The sequence below is a fragment of the Cryobacterium shii genome (assembly GCF_004402595.1).
GTDB lineage: Bacteria > Actinomycetota > Actinomycetes > Actinomycetales > Microbacteriaceae > Cryobacterium > Cryobacterium shii.
This window is the reverse complement of sequence record NZ_SOFY01000005.1, coordinates 19140-34553: the sequence shown is the minus strand read 5'-3', so window position 1 is coordinate 34553 and position 15414 is coordinate 19140. Positions and strand designations below refer to the sequence as shown.

Sequence of the window (15414 nt, the reverse complement as noted above, 5' to 3'; positions counted from 1 at the left end):
CCGCTGACCGCTCTCAGGGCCTGTCAGCGCTCGAGCAGGCCGCGGATATCGTCGGCGGTGAGGGCGTCGCTGAAACCGGTGCCTTCGCCCCCCAGCACGGAATCGAACAGGGCGGCCTTGCGCTGCTGCAGGGCCATCACCTTCTCCTCGATCGTGCCGGTCGCGACCATGCGGTAGACCATCACGTTGCGGGTCTGACCGATCCGGTGGGTGCGGTCGACGGCCTGCGTCTCGGTGGCCGGGTTCCACCACGGGTCGAGCAGGAACACGTAGTCCGCCTCGGTCAGGTTGAGACCGAACCCGCCTGCTTTGAGGCTGATCAGGAACACCGGCTCGGCGCCCGTCTTGAACCGGTCGATCACCTCCGACCGGCGCAGGGTGGAGCCGTCGAGGTAGCAGTACGAGGTGCCTCGGGCGTCGAGCCGGGCCGCGGCCTTTTGCAGGAACGAGGTGAACTGGCTGAAGACAAGCGCCCGGTGGCCCTCGGCGACGACGTCCTCGAGCTGCTCGAACAGGGCGTCGAGTTTGCTCGACGGCACGCCGGCGTATTTCTCGTCCACCAGGGACGGGTCCAGGCTGAGCAGGCGCAGCAGGGTCAGGGAGCGGAAGACGATGAACCGGTTCTGGTCGAGGTCGTCGATCAGGCCGAAGAGTTTCTGCCGTTCGCGCTGCAGGAAGGTGTCGTAGAGGGTGCGGTGCCGGGCGTTCAGCGGGATCTGCAGCACCTGCTCCTGCTTGGGCGGCAGCTCGGGGGCGACGAGTTCCTTGGTGCGCCGCAGCAGCAGGGGGCGGATGCGTCGGCGCAGCCTGGCCAGCCGCTCCGGGTTGTCCCCGCGTTCCACCGGGCGCACATATTCCTCGGTGAACCGGCGGAGGGAGGGGAACAGTCCGGGGGCCACGATCGCGAACAGCGCGTGTAACTCCAACAGGTTGTTCTCCAGCGGGGTGCCCGTGATGGCGAGCTTGAACGGGGTGTTCAGTTCGCGTGCGCACTGGTGCAGCCGGGAGGTGCGGTTCTTCACGAACTGCGCCTCGTCGAGGATCAGTCCGGCCCAGCCGTGGGCCTGGTAGGCCTCGAAGTCGAGACGGAACAGCGTGTAGGAGGTGACCAGCACGTCGGCGCCGGCCGCGGCATCCGTCAGGGTCACGCCGGACGCCGCCTCGGTGGCCGTGATCACCCGCACCGTCAGGCCCGGGGTGAAGCGGGCGGCCTCGGAGGCCCAATTGGCGACGACGGATGTCGGGGCCACCACCAGGAACGGCCGCCGGTCGGTGCCGGGCTCGACCGGGCCCGGCTCGCCGGTGGCGTGCACGATCAGCGCCAGGGTCTGCAGCGTCTTGCCGAGGCCCATGTCGTCGGCGAGGATGCCGCCCAGCCGGTGCCGCCAGAGGAACGCCAGCCAGGTGAAGCCCTGCATTTGGTAGGGGCGCAGGGTCGCCCGCACGCCGGCCGGGAGGGCGGTCGGTGCGAGGACGGGGGCGGGGCTCGTGTCGGTGCTCGCGGCCGCGCCGGTGCCGGTGTCGCCGTTCTCTCCGTTCGGGCCGTTCAGGGCGAGCAGCCCGGACACGGCCGCGCGCCACGCCACGGCCTGCTCGGTGTGCTCGGCGAGGTCCTCGAACTCGGCCCAGAGCCCGGCCTGGTAGCGGCTGATCCGCAGCCCGGTGTCCCATTCCTGCAGGGCGCGGGCCTCGTCGATCAGTTCGTGCAGCCGCTCGAACGCCGGCTGCCGCAGCGAGAGATAGCTGTTGTCGACGAGCAGGAGCTTGTTCCGCCCCTTGGCCAGCGCCTTGAACAATGGGCCGAACGGCACGCTGCGGCCGTCGATGGTCACGATCACGCCGAGGTCGAACCAGTCGCGCTGGTCGGTCTCGATCGTGGTGATGGTCAGCTCCGGCGTCTCGGTCAGCTCGCGGTAGTCCGGCTGCACGCCGACGGCATCGACCCGCACGCCCGGCAGCGCCAACCGCCCCAGCGTCTTCTCGGTGAACTCGGCCGCGTCCACGCCCTGCAGGGTGACGGATGCCGCGGCCGGGCCCAGCCGCCCCTGCCCGGCCTGCTCGAGCTCTGCGTTGACCCGGCCCAGGATGTCGCGCTCGGCGGCCGTGTCCCTGCTGCCGTCGTCGCCCGTGCCGTTGTGGTCCGTGCCGCCGTCCGTGCCGTCGCCGTCCGTCCCGTCGCCGTCCGTCCCGTCGTCCGTCCCGTCGTTCGTCCCGTCGGCGGTGCCATCGTCGCCCGGAGCGTTCGTCGTGGCGGTGGTTACGGCCCGGGGCGCATGCTCGAGCCTGCGCCCCGGGCCAGAACTTGCGCCACGAGAGTCGGCCGGGCTGTCGGCCGGCCTCCCGGCCGGGCTCCCGGCCTCGGCCCGGACGGCCCGGACGGGCAGCAGGGGCAGCGAAGGCAGCACGGGCAGCGCGGTCACGGCGGAACCCTCGTGGTACTCCCAGTGCCACCCCAGGTCGAGGGTGTGCCGGGGCCGGAAGCGTGCGGTGAGCACGAGCACGGGCGGGTCGGACTCGGGGAAGTGCACCGTGGCATCCGTGCTGGTCACCGGGAGGGCGTGGCGCAGCGCCGGGTAGAACTCGGTCAGGAACTCGGTCACGTCGGATTCGGGCACGATCACGGAATCGGGCCGGCCGAGCAGCCGGGCCTGTTCGGGGCTAAGCGGGCCGGCGGTGGGGGCCAGGGTGAACGCCGGCTGCGGACCCAGGGCGAAGCCGTACACCCCGTGGGTGCCGATGGCGCCCGCCCGGGCGGGGTCGTGCGGGGCGCCGTCGAACAGGAGCCGGGTGGTCAGGCGCAGGCCGGCGGGCGCGGGCACGGTGGCGGGGGTGGTCGCGGGGGCGACGTCGATGGTGTCAGGCACGGCGGGGTGCGCGGTGGTCTCGAGCGCGATCGCGTCGAGGAGCTCGTAGTCGATGTGCGCGGTGGCGTCGAGGCTGACGCGGGCCTCGCGGTGCACCGTGACCGTGGCATCCTTCTTGCTGCCGACCAGCCGCAGGCCGAGCACGTCGGCTTCGTCGAACAGAGTCCAGAGCAGCGGGCTCGCGAAGTCGTCCAGGTAGAGCCAGTCGGCTTCCTGGCTGGTGTAGACGCCGCGCACGGCCCGGTGCAGGGCGAGGAGCTGGCTGAGCCAGCGGTGGTGGGCCAGGTTCAGGTTCAACCGGTTCAGGTGGAAGCCGAGCTGGTTCCAGGACACGTTGGTGCGCACCCAATTGCCTCGGGCATTCAGGATGACCGGCCGCACCCCCAGCCGCAGGACGCCGTGGCCGGCGCCGAGGGACGTGACCGTCCGGGCCGTGGCGCCGCGCCAGCGGTCGTTCGTGCGGGGTGTCTGCTCGCGCAGCTCGAATTGGAGGCCCATGGCCACGGGCGGGGCCGGGGCGGCGCGCCGCGCGCCCGGTGACACGGCTGCGCCGGCCGGCTCAGCGGCGCGCCCCGCAATCCGCTTCCAGTCCGCCCGCGCCGGGGGAGACCCGGCCTCAGACATGGCTCCATGCTCTCACGCGGGCCGCACAGGCGGAGCGCCGCCGTGTCCGGTGTTCACCCAATTCGACGGAGATTTTGCCGCAAAACTGCTTGTGCGGGCTGTTTGGGGGCGATTCGGGCAGAATCTCCGTCGAATTGGTTCGGGGCCGCTCACCCGGGCCGCGGGCGCGGTCCCCGCCGACTCAGGCCGTGAGCGCCCCTTCACCCGACGGATGCGCCCGCGCGGCATCGATGATCCAGGCGAAGTCGAACGCGGTCTCACGCCAGCGGCTGTAGCGGCCGGACACCCCGCCGTGTCCGGCCGACATCTCGGTCTTCAGCAGCGCGTCCGCCCCCACGTCGCGCAGCCGGGCCACCCATTTGGCCGGTTCGACGTAGAGCACCCGGGTGTCGTTGAGGCTGGTCACGGCGAGCACGCGCGGGTAGTGCGTGTCGTGCACGTTCTCAACGGGGGAGTAGCCGCGCATGTACGCGTACACCTCCGGGTCGTGCAGCGGGTCGCCCCACTCGTCCCACTCGATCACGGTCAACGGCAACGACGGGTCCAGGATCGACGTCAGAGCGTCGACGAACGGGACCCCCGCGAGGATGCCGGAGAACAGCTCGGGGGCCAGGTTGGCGACGGCGCCCATCAGCAGGCCGCCGGCGCTGCGGCCCTCGGCGACGAGCCTGTCGGGAGCGGTGTAACCCGCGTCGATCAGGTGCTGGGCGCAGTCGATGAAGTCCGTGAAGCTGTTGCGCTTGTGCAGCTTCTTGCCGTTCTCGTACCAGAGCCGGCCGAGTTCGCCGCCGCCGCGCACGTGCGCGATCGCGAGGATCATGCCGCGGTCGAGCAGGCTGAGCCGGGCGATGCTGAACGACGGGTCGATGCTGATCTCGTACGACCCGTAGCCGTAGAGCAGGGTCGGCGCGGGCTTGCCTGCCGCGACCAGGTCCCGCCGGTAGACGAGGGAGATCGGCACCCGCGTGCCGTCGGCCGCGGTGGCCCACTCGCGGCGCTGCTCGAACAGGCTCGGGTCGTAGCGGCCCAGCACAGGCTGCTGCTTGAGCAGGTGGCGCTCGCCGGTGGCGACGACGTGGTCGTAGACGGTCGACGCGGTGACGAAGCTGGTATAGCCGAGACGGATGGTCGGCTGCTCCCACTCGGGATTGGCCGAGGTGCCGACCGAGTACAGCGGTTCTTCAAAGGCGAGCTCGGTGAAATCGAGACCGCCCCCGGCCATGGACGGGGCGACGGCCACGCGGGTGAGCCCGTCCCGGCGGTATTCGGCCACCACGAAATCGCGGAAGGCGTCAATGCTTTCCAGGCGCACGGCGGCGTCGTGGGGCAGCAGCATCCGTTTCCCGCCCTGCGGGTCGGTGACGGAGACGCTGACCAGTTCGAAATTGACCGCGTTGTCGTTGTGCACGATCAACAGGACGTCCTCGCCGCCCAGCACGGCGTGCTCCACGTCGTATTCGACGCCGTCGCGGCGCGGCCAGACCAGCGCGAAGTCCCCGGTGGGGTCGGCGGCGTCGAGCAGGCGGGTTTCGGTGGTGACGCTCGAGCCGGCCTCGATCAGCAGGAACCGGCGGCTGCGGGTGAGGCCGATGCCCACCCAGAACCGTTCGTCGGGTTCGTGGAAGACGGACACGTCGGCGGATGCCGCGGTGCCCACCTCGTGCCGCCAGACGGTGTCGGGCCGCCAGGCGTCGTCCACCGTGGTGTAGAAGATGTAGCGGCCGCTGGGGTCGAACAGGGCGCCCTCGCCGGTGTTCGGGATCTCGTCGGCGAGGTTCTCGCCGGTCGCGATGGTGCGCACCCGGATCGTGTACCGCTCGTCGCCCTCGGCGTCGACGGCGTACAGCAGCCGGCTCGAGTCACCGCTGACGTCGGTGCTGCCGAGCGAGTAGAACTCGTGGCCCGCCGCCTCGGCGTTGTCGTCGAGCACGATCTGCTCGCCCGGAAGGCCCGGCGTCACTCCGGGAACCTGCTCGGGCAGAACCGGCGGCGTCCAGTCGCCCTGCCCCGCGATGGGCGCCCGGCAGTGGATGCCGTACGACTGCCCCTCCACCGTGCGGGTGTAGTACCACCACTTTCCCTGCCGAACGGGAACGCTGAGGTCGGTCTCCTGGGTGCGACCCTTGATTTCCTCGAAGACCTGCTCCTGCAACAGGGACAGGTGCGCGGTGCGGGCATCCGTGAACGCGTTCTCGGCCTCGAGATGGGCGATCACATCGGGGCTGTCCTTGTCGCGCAGCCAGTCGTAGTCGTCGGTGAACACATCGTTGTGGAAGCTGCGCTGCTGGGGCTTCCTGGCGGCGCGGGGAGGAGTGGTCATGAGTTCCAGCGTAGTTGCGGTGGATGCGCTCCGGCCGGGACGCCGCCCCGGATAGGTCCGGGCGCGGCGGGGGCGCAGACTTGAGGGGTACCGACCCAGAGACGAATGGAACCAGAATGACGCAGCCAGGAACCGCCCCGCTCGACACGTCCGTGCCCCACGTGACGGAAGCCCTGGAGGGACGGGTCTTCCAGGCGGTGCTCTTCGACATGGACGGCACCCTGGTCGACTCCACCCGGGCCGTCACCCGGTCCTGGCTGCGCTGGGCCGCCGAGGTCGGGCTCGGGCCGTCGTTCACCGGGCCCGAGCACGGCGTACCGGCACGTCAGATGATCGCGACCCTGGTGGCGGAGGAGCTGGTCGAGACATCCGTCGTGCGGCTGACCGAGCTCGAACTGGCCGACACGGATGGCGTCACGATCCTGGCCGGCGCGGCGGAACTCATGCAGAGCATCCCCGAGGGCCGCCGGGCGATCGTCACGTCCTGCGGCCGGGAACTCTGCCTGCTGCGCCTGGACGCCGCGGGCTTTTCCGCACCGGTCACGGTCGTGACCATCGACGACACCAGCCGCGGCAAGCCGTTCCCCGAGCCGTTCCTGCTGGCGGCCGAACGTCTCGGCGTCGACCCGGCCCGCTGCGTCGTCGTCGAGGACGCCCCCGCCGGACTCGCTGCGGCCCGCGCCGCCGGCTGCGCCACGATCGGCGTCGTCGGCACCCACCTCGCCGCCGAACTGGAGGCCGACCTGGTCGTGCCCGGTCTCGACCGCCTGCGCGTGTCGGTACAGGACGATGGAGTGGTCTTCCACCTGGTCGAGCCGCGCTAGCGGCCCCGGGCCCGGCTGCTCACCCGGGGATCTTGCCCAGGAAACCGATCACCCGCTCCAGAAGGAGCTCGGCGGCGCCGGCATCGTAGGAGGGCAACGAACTGTCGGCGAAGTAATGCTGATCACCGGGATACAGGAACAACTCCGCCTGCGGGGCGGAGGCGATGATGGCGCGGGCCACTCTACCGATCGCCCCCGAAACCGGGTCAGCGTTCGTAGACCTCCAGCGGCAGGCCGTCGGGGTCCCGGAAGAAGAACATTGCCTTCCCGTTGTTGGGATCCACCCGGAGCTCCTCGCAGTCGACATCCTTGCCCAGCAGTTCGGCGTGCGCCGCCGCCACGTCGTCGACCTCGAACGCGAGGTGGCGCAGCCCGAGCGCCTCGGGTCCGCTGCGGCGGGGCGGGGTGTCCGGAAACGAGAACAACTCGATCAGGTAATGGCCGTTCAGGGCGAGTTTGCCCATCCAGGACTCCCGTTCGGCGCGGTAGTACTCCGCTTCGAGGGTGCACCCCAGAATCTCGAGATAGAAGGCCTTGGACACTTCGTAGTCGCTGGCAATAATGGCGATGTGGTGCACTCCGTTGATGAGCATCTCCGCAGTTTCGCATACTCGAGTGGCGGGAGGGACCGGTGGCTCCGGATGGGCAACCCGACGAACTGGCCGAGCCGGGGCGCCGCCACGGCACCGTTCCGGTGCGGCACCGGCGCCGCTCCCGTTGGCACAGCACGGTGCTGCCGTTGCTCGAGTTCACCGCGAGCACCCTCGCGGTCGTGTTGGTCAGCGGCACGGTCCTGGCGGGGTTGTGGGTGACCCGATTCGCCAACGATGTCACGGCGAACGCGGTCGACATCTCCAACGGCCGCACGGATGGCCGCGGGGCCGCCGCCCCGCAGCTCGGCTCGTTCGACGGCGGCTTCAACGTGCTGATGGTGGGGGTCGACAACACGGCCGACCAGAGCGCGGCCTTCGGCGATCGTGGCGGCACGCTCAATGACGTGAACATCCTGCTGCACGTGGCGGCGGACCACCGGAGCGCCGTCGTCGTCAGCATTCCCCGGGACCTCGTCATCCCGCAACCGGACTGCACCGACCCGGTCACCGGCGACGTCGCGGGCGCGGTCTCGGCCCAGCCGATCAACGAGGCGTTCGGCCGGGGCGGTCTGGGATGCGTGGTCGCGACGGTCGGCCTCCTGACCGGACTGTCGATCCCCTACGCGGGGCTGATCTCGTTCGAGGGCACCGTCGCCATGGCCGATGCGGTGGGAGGCGTGCCGATCTGCCTGACCGACCCCATCAACGACCCGTACACCGGGCTGAACCTCCCGGCCGGACCGAGCGTCGTGTCGGGCCAGACCGCACTGTCCTACCTCCGCAGCCGGCACGGGGTGGGAGACGGCAGCGACCTGTCCCGGATCTCCTCGCAGCAGGCCTACATGTCCTCGCTCGTGCGGGTGCTGAAGAGCAACTCCACTCTGACCGACCTGCCCAAGCTGTCTCGGCTGTCCGCCGCCGCCGGCCAGAACCTCAAGCTTTCCACTTCGCTCGCGAACATGTCCACCATGGTGAGCATGGCGCTGGCGCTGCGGGACATCAGCCTCGACCGGATCGTGTTCGTGCAGTACCCCTCGGAGCCCAACCCGGACAACAGCGCCAAGCTCGTGCCGTCCCCGGACCTCGCCACTGAGCTATTCCGCAAGGTCGCCGCCGACGAATCCTTCGCACTCGCGCCGGATGCGCTCGGTCCCAGTGCCACGCTCGACCAGGCGTCCCCGGGGCCGACCGCCCCCGCAACGTCGGTCCCTGCGTCGGCTGCCCCGTCGGCGCCACCGTCGATCCTGCCCGGCACCAACCCGTCGGCTGGCCCCGTCTCGGGCCCGGCCCCGGCGCCGACCCCCACGCCGACCCCGACCCCGACCAGCCCGGCGGTGCTCGAGGGGCTCCGGGGCCAGACCGCCGCGCAGCAAACCTGTTCGGAGGCGTCCTACTAGGTGAGTGCTACCAGCGGTGGGCGGAGGAAGCGGAGATGATCTGGAGCAGCGTGTCGCGCATCGCGTCGGCGTTCTCGAGCGCGGGAAACAGGTCCGCCTCCAGCGTGCGCGACTTCTCCCAGGCGGCGGTGCCGGCATCCGTTCGGGCCACGGAGTGTCGCCGGGCGTCGTGTTCGTCCCGGGTGCGCACCACGTAGCCCTCCCGTTCGAGCCGTTCGAGGGTGCGGGACATGGTCTGGGTCTGCACCCGGGCGGCGTGCGCGAGTTCGGTCTGGCTGAGCGGTCCCGAGCCGAGCAGGTGCAGTGCGATCATGCCGGCGTGGGTGAGTCCAAGCCGGTCCAGGGCCTCCACCCAGGCGTGTTCGACCAGCCGTGCGGCGGTCGAGAGCAGGCGTCCGGTCGGCCAGCAGGCCATCGACTCGGTCAGCGGCTCCTTCTCCGCGGGAGGTCCCGGATCAGGTGTGGTCATGCCCCTAATCTAGTGCTAGCGTCAAGTCATCAGCTAGCTGATTACTAGGAGACTGAAATGAAACAGAGCAGCGATCGCCTGCGGCAGACGGTGGTGCTGGTCAGCGCCGTCCTGGCCATCGTGGGATCGTTCATCGGCTCGGGCGCCGCCGGCGGAACCCCGATCCAGAACGCGTCGGGCGGTGCCCTCGCCGCGGACGCGACTCCGATCGCGCCCGGCGGCCCGGCATTCGGCATCTGGACGCCGATCTACCTCGGCCTCATCGCCTACGCCATCTGGCAGTTCCTGCCGGCGCAGAAGACGGATGCCCGGCAGCGCGCCCTCGGTTACCCGATCGCGGCCTCGCTGGTGCTGAACGCCGCCTGGATCCTCAGCATCCAGTTCGATCTTCTGGTGCTCAGCGTCCCCGTGATCGTGCTGTTGCTGATCGTGCTGATCCGGGCCTTCCGGCTCAGCCTCGCGTCGCGGCCGAAGAACCTGATCGAGACGATCGTCGCCGACGGCACGGTCGGCCTGTACCTCGGCTGGGTCAGCGTCGCGACCGCCGCGAACGTGACGGCCGTGCTGGTCGCCTCCGGCTTCTTCGGCTTCGGCCTCGGCTCCGACGTCTGGGGGGTCGGGGTGATCGCGGTGGCCGGCCTGGTCGGCGTGCTGATCGCCCTCTACGGCCGTGGCCGGCTCGCCCCCGCCGCCTCGCTCTGCTGGGGCCTCGGCTGGGTGGCCGTCGCCCGGCTGACCGGCTACCTCCTCTCCACCCCGACCGCGATCGCGGCCATCGCCGCGGTGGCCGTGATCGTGATCGTCACGGCCTTCGCCCGCATCCGCAGCTCCTCGTTCGCCTCAACAGAAGGATTGGTATCCGCATGACCGGCCCCGCCCCCGCCCCCGCCGTCACCTCGCCCGCCGCAGCGGCCCGCCGCCGCTGGTTCGGCCTCGTCTTCATCAGCGTCGCGGTGGCCCTGATCATCGTCGACTCCACGATCATCAACGTCGCCATCCCCTCGATCGTGGACGACCTGGCCATCACCTCGACCCAGGTGCAGTGGGTGCAGGAGAGCTACACCCTCGTCTTCGCAGCGCTCCTGCTCGTGTTCGGCACCCTCGCGGACCGCTTCGGGCGCCGCAGCATCCTGATCCTCGGCGTGGTCGTCTTCGCCACGGCATCCGTCTTCGCCGCGTTCTCGCAGTCGGGTGACCTGCTCATCCTGGCCCGGCTGGTGCAGGGCGTCGGCGGCGCGATGGTGCTGCCCACGTCGCTGTCGATCATCAACGCGACCTTCCGCGGCCGGGACCGCGGCATCGCGTTCGCGATCTGGGGCTCGACCATCGGCGGCATGGTGGCCGTCGGCCCGCTGCTCGGCGGCTGGCTGACCACGTATTACTCGTGGCGGTGGGCGTTCGGCATCAACGTGCCGCTCGGGATCGTCATCATCGTCGGCGTGCTGGTTTTCGTGGCCGAATCCAAGGACGCGGGGGAGCCCCGCCGCGTCGACGTGGTCGGCGCCATCCTCTCGGTCATCGCCAGCGCCTCGCTCGTCTTCGGGCTGATCGAGGGCCGCAGCTACGGCTGGTGGCTCACCAACAATGCCCCGACGGTCGGCGACTGGACCTGGCCGTACGAGGTGTCCATCATCCCGTTCGTGTTCCTGCTCACGATTCTCTCTGGGGTCGCGTACGTCTACTGGGGGCTCTACCGCCAGCGGGTCGGCAAGACCACCCTGCTCGCCTTCTCCCTGTTCGCGATCCCGTCGTTCCGCAACGGCAACATCGCCGCCATGATCGTGTCGCTCGGCGAATTCGGCATTATCCTCTCGCTGCCGCTCTGGCTGCAGAACGTGCTCGGCTACGACGCCCTGCAGACCGGGTTCGTGCTGCTCGCGCTCGCGATGGGCTCCTTTGTGGCCAGCGGGCTGTCGGGCGCGTTCGGCAACAAGACTTCACCGGAGACGATCGTGCGCATGGGCATCGTTGCGGAGATCATCGGTGTCACCGGGCTCGGCCTCGTCATCACGGCGGATGCCACCTGGCTGGTGGTCGTGCCGTTCCTGTTCGTCTACGGAATGGGCGTCGGCCTGGCCACCGCCCAGCTGACCGGCGTGGTGCTCAAGGATGTGCCGGTGTCCCAGAGCGGCCAGGGCTCCGGCACCTCCAGCACCGCCCGGCAGATCGGGTCTGCGCTGGGCATCGCGGTGCTCGGCACCGTGCTGTTCACCGCGGTCGGGGCCTCGCTCGACGAGAAGCTGTCCTCTGTGCCGGGTCTGCCGGTCCAGACGCAGACCCAGATCGTGGACGCGGTCGTGGACAGCGCCGGCTCCGCGATCCCGGCCCTGGAGGCGCAGAGCCCGGCCGTGGCGGATGCCGCGCGGGAGGCCTTCAGCGACGGCACCCGTTACTCGGCCTTCGCCGCGGCGGGGTTCCTCGTGCTCGGCTTCCTGGCCACCCTGCGCCTGTCCGGAACGGCGCCGCACCACGAGCCCCGCGAGCAGCCGGAGCCGGCGCCCGGCGCATCCGTCCCGGCGGCCCGAACCTCGGGCGAGCCCCTCTAGGCCTGCCTCGGCTGGCCTCGCGAGCCAGCCCCGCGCGTCTCCCGCACATCCCCCGCACGCGTGGGAGCCCCACGCCCTAACGAATTCGACGGAGATTTTGCCCAAATCGGTCCGGAACCGCCCGGATCCGGGTTTTTAGGGCAGTATCTCCGTCGAATTGGTTCGACGCAGGGCCCGGCCGCCGCGCGTCGAGACGGCGGCGCCGCCTCTGCCGAGAGACCTCAGATTTCGGAATCGTCGACCGGGGCGGCACCGGCGGGTGGCGCGGCATCCGCGGGCTGGGCGGACGCCGGCGGTTGGGGCGGGGTGCTGCGGCGGCTGGGCTGCGGCTTCTGGTACGACAGCTCACCGCCCAGGCGACCGCCGTAGGGGCGGCCGTGGTCGGCATATTCCTCCCGGAAGAACGCCATCCGCCACGGCCCCATTTCGATCCGAGCCCCGGTCCGCAGCACCTGCCCGGCGCCGGCCTGGTCCGGAGGGGACTCCCGCCGGGCGCCGCCGGACACCTCGCCGAGCGGGTACAGGACGTATTCGTCGTTCTCATCGTGGCGGATCTCGGCGTGGAAAGGCTGGAGGCCCTGCAGCTGCAGGTCGGCATCCGGCGCCGAACCGATCGTGGTGGTGCCCGGCAGCAGGTCGAACTCGCGCGGCATCTGCCCGTTCCAGTTCTCGGAACCGACGACGAAGATCAGCCGGGGCCGGCCTGCCCCCGCCGCGTAGTGCGTCGTCGTGATCCTGCGCCGGATCCTGCGGTCGAAGGTGGGCACCAGCGGCAACAGAGTCGGCGGCGGGAGCGGGAACGACGGGGCATCCGCGGCTCCCGCGCTCCGTCGGCGCAGCAGGGGAACCAGGGCGGCCCGGCTGCCGAGTGCGATATGCGCTGAGCCGGTCAGCAGACGTTGGATGACCGGCGCGCGCACGGCGCCGAGACGGATGATCAAACCGTCCGGCCCCGACACGGAGACGGTCAGCCCCCGCTCGGCCAGGTCGGCGGCCAGGCCACGGATGTCTTTCAGCTTCGTCGTTCTGGCCCGCACGAAGAGTTCGGGCTTGCTCGAGAAGACCTCGACGTGCAGTCCGCGGGCGGTGATGGTGCCGTTCATCTGCTCGGCGGGCTCGGACGGCGCTGCGGGGCCGGCAGCCGGGGCGGCGCCGGGCTCCGGGGACGAGGCCGCACCCGGCCCCACCAGGGAGAACGCCAGGTCGATATCCAGGCGCGTGGAGGGACTCATCGCTACGGCGCGAGCGGTTCGGTGCCGGAGCCCTCACTGGTGGTGACTTGCAGCGTCCCGTTCAGCTTCCAGGTGGCGCGCGGGGCGTCCGGCCCGATGTCGCGCGGCACCTCGACGGTCATATCGATGAACTTGTAGTTGATCACGGCGCTCTTGCCGGTGAGATAGGACCACATCTCCTTGCCGAGGTCGGTCCAGTCCTTGATGTTGTGTGCGTCCGGGCCGGTGGCGGGGCCGGTGACGCTGGGGGCGGCTGCGGGGTTCTGGCTGTCAGTCACGGTTGGTTCCTTCTCGCTCGTCTGCAGGGAATCGGGCGGCCGCTCAGGGTCTCGTCCGCCGCGTGTACGGGCAACCCTAGTCAAGGGTGACCGCCGGGGGAAGACCCGCGCGTGACCTGTTCCGGCTGATGCCGAAACAAAAAAAGCACCCTCGTGGCGAGGGTGCTCTTTTCGGTTTCGTCGCGCCGGCGGCGCGGGGTGCTACTCGGCGTCGAGGTCCGTTTCCAGGATCTTCACGAGTGCTTCGAGCACCTCGTCGGATCCGTCGCCCTCGGCGCGAAGAACCACGACGTCGCCATTGGAGGCGCCCAGGCTCATCAGCGACAGGATGCTCGAGGCGTCCATGGCGTCTTCGGCCGGGTCGGTCTCCAGGCCGATCGTGACCTCAGTGGTCTGTTCGCCGACCGCGGCCGCGAAGATGGACGCGGGGCGGGCGTGCAGGCCAACGCGGCTCGCAATGGTGGCTTTACGTTCGGACATTCTTCCTCCTCATTGGTGCTCGGCGAGGGTAAGGCCCGCCGATGGTGATGCTCACAGTGTTGCTCTGTGTTCTGCTGCTGCGACGGATGGCCGGCGAGCGGTCAGAGTCCCAGCTCTTCCAGTATGGGCAATCCGGCGCGCACCCGCGTACGCGCCTCGTCGGCGTTGCGTGCCGAGAGTGCGAGTTCGGCGAGCCCCTGGGCCTCTTCGAGCGTCACGGACTTGAGCACGGCGCCGACGGCTGACATCGAGCGGGATGTCATCGACAGGGTTGCGACGCCCAGTCCGACGAGCACCACGGCGAGCACGGGGTCGGCCGCGGCTTCGCCGCACACACCCACGGGCTTGTTGTGGCCTTCGGCGATCGACCCGGCGACGGTAAGCTGGATCAGCTGCAGCACGGCGGGCTGCCAGGGCGAGTTCAGCGCCGCGAGCGTGCCGAGCTGCCGGTCCGCGGCCATCGCGTACTGGGTCAGGTCGTTCGTGCCGAGGCTGACGAATTCGGCTTCGGTCAGGATGCTCGCCGAGCGGAGGGCCGCGGAGGGAACCTCCACCATGACGCCGGGGGTCTTCAGCCCGGCAACGCGGCACATGGCCGCGAAGTCGGCGGCCTCGTCGACCGTGGCGATCATCGGGGCCATCACCCAGACCACGGCGGAGGACGCCTCGGCGGCGGTCGCGATGGCCGTGAGCTGGCGCTTGAGCACGCCGGGGCTGGTCATGTCGGTGCGGTAGCCGCGAACGCCGAGCGACGGGTTGGGCTCCGTGCTGTCGGTGAGGAACGGCAGCGGCTTGTCGGCGCCGGCGTCGAGCGTGCGCACGACGACCTTCTTGCCGGGGAACGCGTCGAACACGCCCCGGTAGGCGACGACCTGCTCGTCGATGGTGGGTTCGGTGTCGCGTTCGAGGAAGCAGAACTCGGTGCGGAGCAGACCGACACCCTGCGCTCCGGCTTCAGCGGCCTTGACCGCGTCCGCGGCCCCGCCCACGTTGGCCAGGATGGGAACGAGGTGGCCGTCAGCGGTGGCACCGTTGCCGTCGAACACGGACAGGCTGGCCGCGACGTGCTCCCACGCCTCGACGGCCTTGCGCTGTTCGTCACCCGGACCGACCTGGAGGGTGCCGGCGGCCCCGTCCACATAGACCTCGGTGCCGTCGGCGAGGGCGTCGACGCCGACCGCCGCGACGACGGCCGGCAGGCCGAGGGCGCGCGCGATGATCGCGGTGTGCGACTGCGGTCCGCCGCCGCTGGTGACCAGTCCGAGGACCTTCTTCGGGTCCAGGGTCGCCGTGTCGGCGGGGGCCAGGTCTTCGGCAACGAGAATAAAGGGAACGTCCGAGTGGGGGATCCCGGGCGCGGTGACCCCGCGCAGTTCGGCGACGATCCGGGCTCGGACGTCAAGGACATCCGTGGCCCGTTCGGCCATGTAACCGCCGAGGTTGTGCAGCATCTCAGCGACGGATGCGCCGGACTCCCAGATGGCCCGTTCGGTAGACGTTCCGGTCGCGACTAATTTCACTGCGGCTTTAATCAGCATCGGGTCGGTGGCCATCAGCGCGGTGGCTTCGAGGACCGACTTGCTGGCACCCGTGGCGGCTTCGGCGCGGCGCTGCAGCTCGGCCTGCACCGTCTTGGCCGCGGCGCGTAATTCGCCGGTCGCCTCATCCGCCGATTTCGACGGATCCAGCCGGTCGCCAGCCGGGGGTTCGCTGATCGGTTTCGGCATTTGCCTGACGGATCCGATGATTCGGCCGGGGCTTACGCCGACGCCGGTGAAATTTTGCAC

General features: G+C 70.3%; 13 protein-coding genes. 4 read left to right on the top strand and 9 right to left on the bottom strand.

What is annotated here, in order from left to right; all coding sequences use genetic code 11:
* Nucleotides 1-23: 23 nt before the first annotated feature.
* Complete coding sequence (locus tag E3O49_RS16735) at nucleotides 24-3488, bottom strand: DEAD/DEAH box helicase (protein ID WP_179954731.1); 3465 nt, start codon at nucleotides 3486-3488, stop codon at nucleotides 24-26.
* A 181-nt stretch (nucleotides 3489-3669) separates the two neighbouring features.
* Nucleotides 3670-5808, bottom strand: a complete 2139-nt coding sequence (locus E3O49_RS00635; RefSeq protein ID WP_134450822.1) for a S9 family peptidase — start codon at nucleotides 5806-5808, stop codon at nucleotides 3670-3672.
* Between the two features lie 116 nt (nucleotides 5809-5924).
* Between E3O49_RS00635 and E3O49_RS00630 the strand changes: the two genes are divergently transcribed.
* On the top strand, nucleotides 5925-6632 hold the full coding sequence (locus E3O49_RS00630; protein WP_134404443.1) for an HAD-IA family hydrolase: 708 nt from the start codon (nucleotides 5925-5927) through the stop codon (nucleotides 6630-6632).
* Between the two features lie 19 nt (nucleotides 6633-6651).
* On the opposite strand, the gene E3O49_RS16915 is transcribed toward E3O49_RS00630, so the two are convergent.
* Together E3O49_RS16915 and E3O49_RS00620 are read right to left on the bottom strand one after the other, a co-directional pair.
* Nucleotides 6652-6813, bottom strand: coding sequence for a dienelactone hydrolase family protein (locus E3O49_RS16915; RefSeq protein ID WP_241981008.1), 162 nt, complete (start codon nucleotides 6811-6813; stop codon nucleotides 6652-6654).
* Nucleotides 6814-6838: 25 nt separating this feature from the next.
* On the bottom strand, nucleotides 6839-7225 hold the full coding sequence (locus E3O49_RS00620; protein WP_134365758.1) for a VOC family protein: 387 nt from the start codon (nucleotides 7223-7225) through the stop codon (nucleotides 6839-6841).
* 38 nt (nucleotides 7226-7263) lie between these two features.
* Here E3O49_RS00620 and E3O49_RS00615 point away from each other — a divergent pair, with 38 nt between their 5' ends.
* Nucleotides 7264-8622, top strand: coding sequence for an LCP family protein (locus E3O49_RS00615; RefSeq protein ID WP_134450820.1), 1359 nt, complete (start codon nucleotides 7264-7266; stop codon nucleotides 8620-8622).
* 7 nt (nucleotides 8623-8629) lie between these two features.
* Here the strand turns inward: E3O49_RS00615 and E3O49_RS00610 are convergent, their stop codons facing one another.
* Nucleotides 8630-9091: a MarR family winged helix-turn-helix transcriptional regulator gene (locus tag E3O49_RS00610; RefSeq protein WP_198415973.1), complete on the bottom strand. Its 462-nt coding sequence runs from the start codon at nucleotides 9089-9091 to the stop codon at nucleotides 8630-8632.
* 57 nt (nucleotides 9092-9148) lie between these two features.
* On the opposite strand from E3O49_RS00610, the gene E3O49_RS00605 reads away from it, so the two are divergent.
* Together E3O49_RS00605 and E3O49_RS00600 are read left to right on the top strand one after the other, a co-directional pair.
* The gene (locus E3O49_RS00605; protein WP_134450818.1) at nucleotides 9149-9958 is read left to right on the top strand and encodes a tryptophan-rich sensory protein; all 810 of its coding nucleotides are present in this window, start codon (nucleotides 9149-9151) and stop codon (nucleotides 9956-9958) included.
* A complete protein-coding gene (locus tag E3O49_RS00600; RefSeq protein ID WP_134450816.1) occupies nucleotides 9955-11637 on the top strand; it encodes a DHA2 family efflux MFS transporter permease subunit in 1683 nt (560 codons plus the stop codon). The genes E3O49_RS00605 and E3O49_RS00600 overlap by 4 nt, the downstream gene beginning before the upstream one ends.
* A 221-nt stretch (nucleotides 11638-11858) precedes the next feature.
* Here E3O49_RS00600 and E3O49_RS00595 read toward each other — a convergent pair whose 3' ends face one another.
* The 4 genes from E3O49_RS00595 to ptsP all read right to left on the bottom strand — a co-directional run bounded on the left by E3O49_RS00595 (nucleotide 11859) and on the right by ptsP (nucleotide 15414).
* Complete coding sequence (locus tag E3O49_RS00595; RefSeq protein ID WP_174776675.1) at nucleotides 11859-12869, bottom strand: FHA domain-containing protein; 1011 nt, start codon at nucleotides 12867-12869, stop codon at nucleotides 11859-11861.
* A gap of 2 nt (nucleotides 12870-12871) precedes the next feature.
* Nucleotides 12872-13075: a hypothetical protein gene (locus E3O49_RS00590; protein WP_134365763.1), complete on the bottom strand. Its 204-nt coding sequence runs from the start codon at nucleotides 13073-13075 to the stop codon at nucleotides 12872-12874.
* A 273-nt stretch (nucleotides 13076-13348) separates the two neighbouring features.
* Nucleotides 13349-13627, bottom strand: coding sequence for an HPr family phosphocarrier protein (locus E3O49_RS00585; RefSeq protein WP_134365754.1), 279 nt, complete (start codon nucleotides 13625-13627; stop codon nucleotides 13349-13351).
* Nucleotides 13628-13728: 101 nt separating this feature from the next.
* Complete coding sequence (gene ptsP, locus E3O49_RS00580; RefSeq protein ID WP_134365753.1) at nucleotides 13729-15414, bottom strand: phosphoenolpyruvate--protein phosphotransferase; 1686 nt, start codon at nucleotides 15412-15414, stop codon at nucleotides 13729-13731.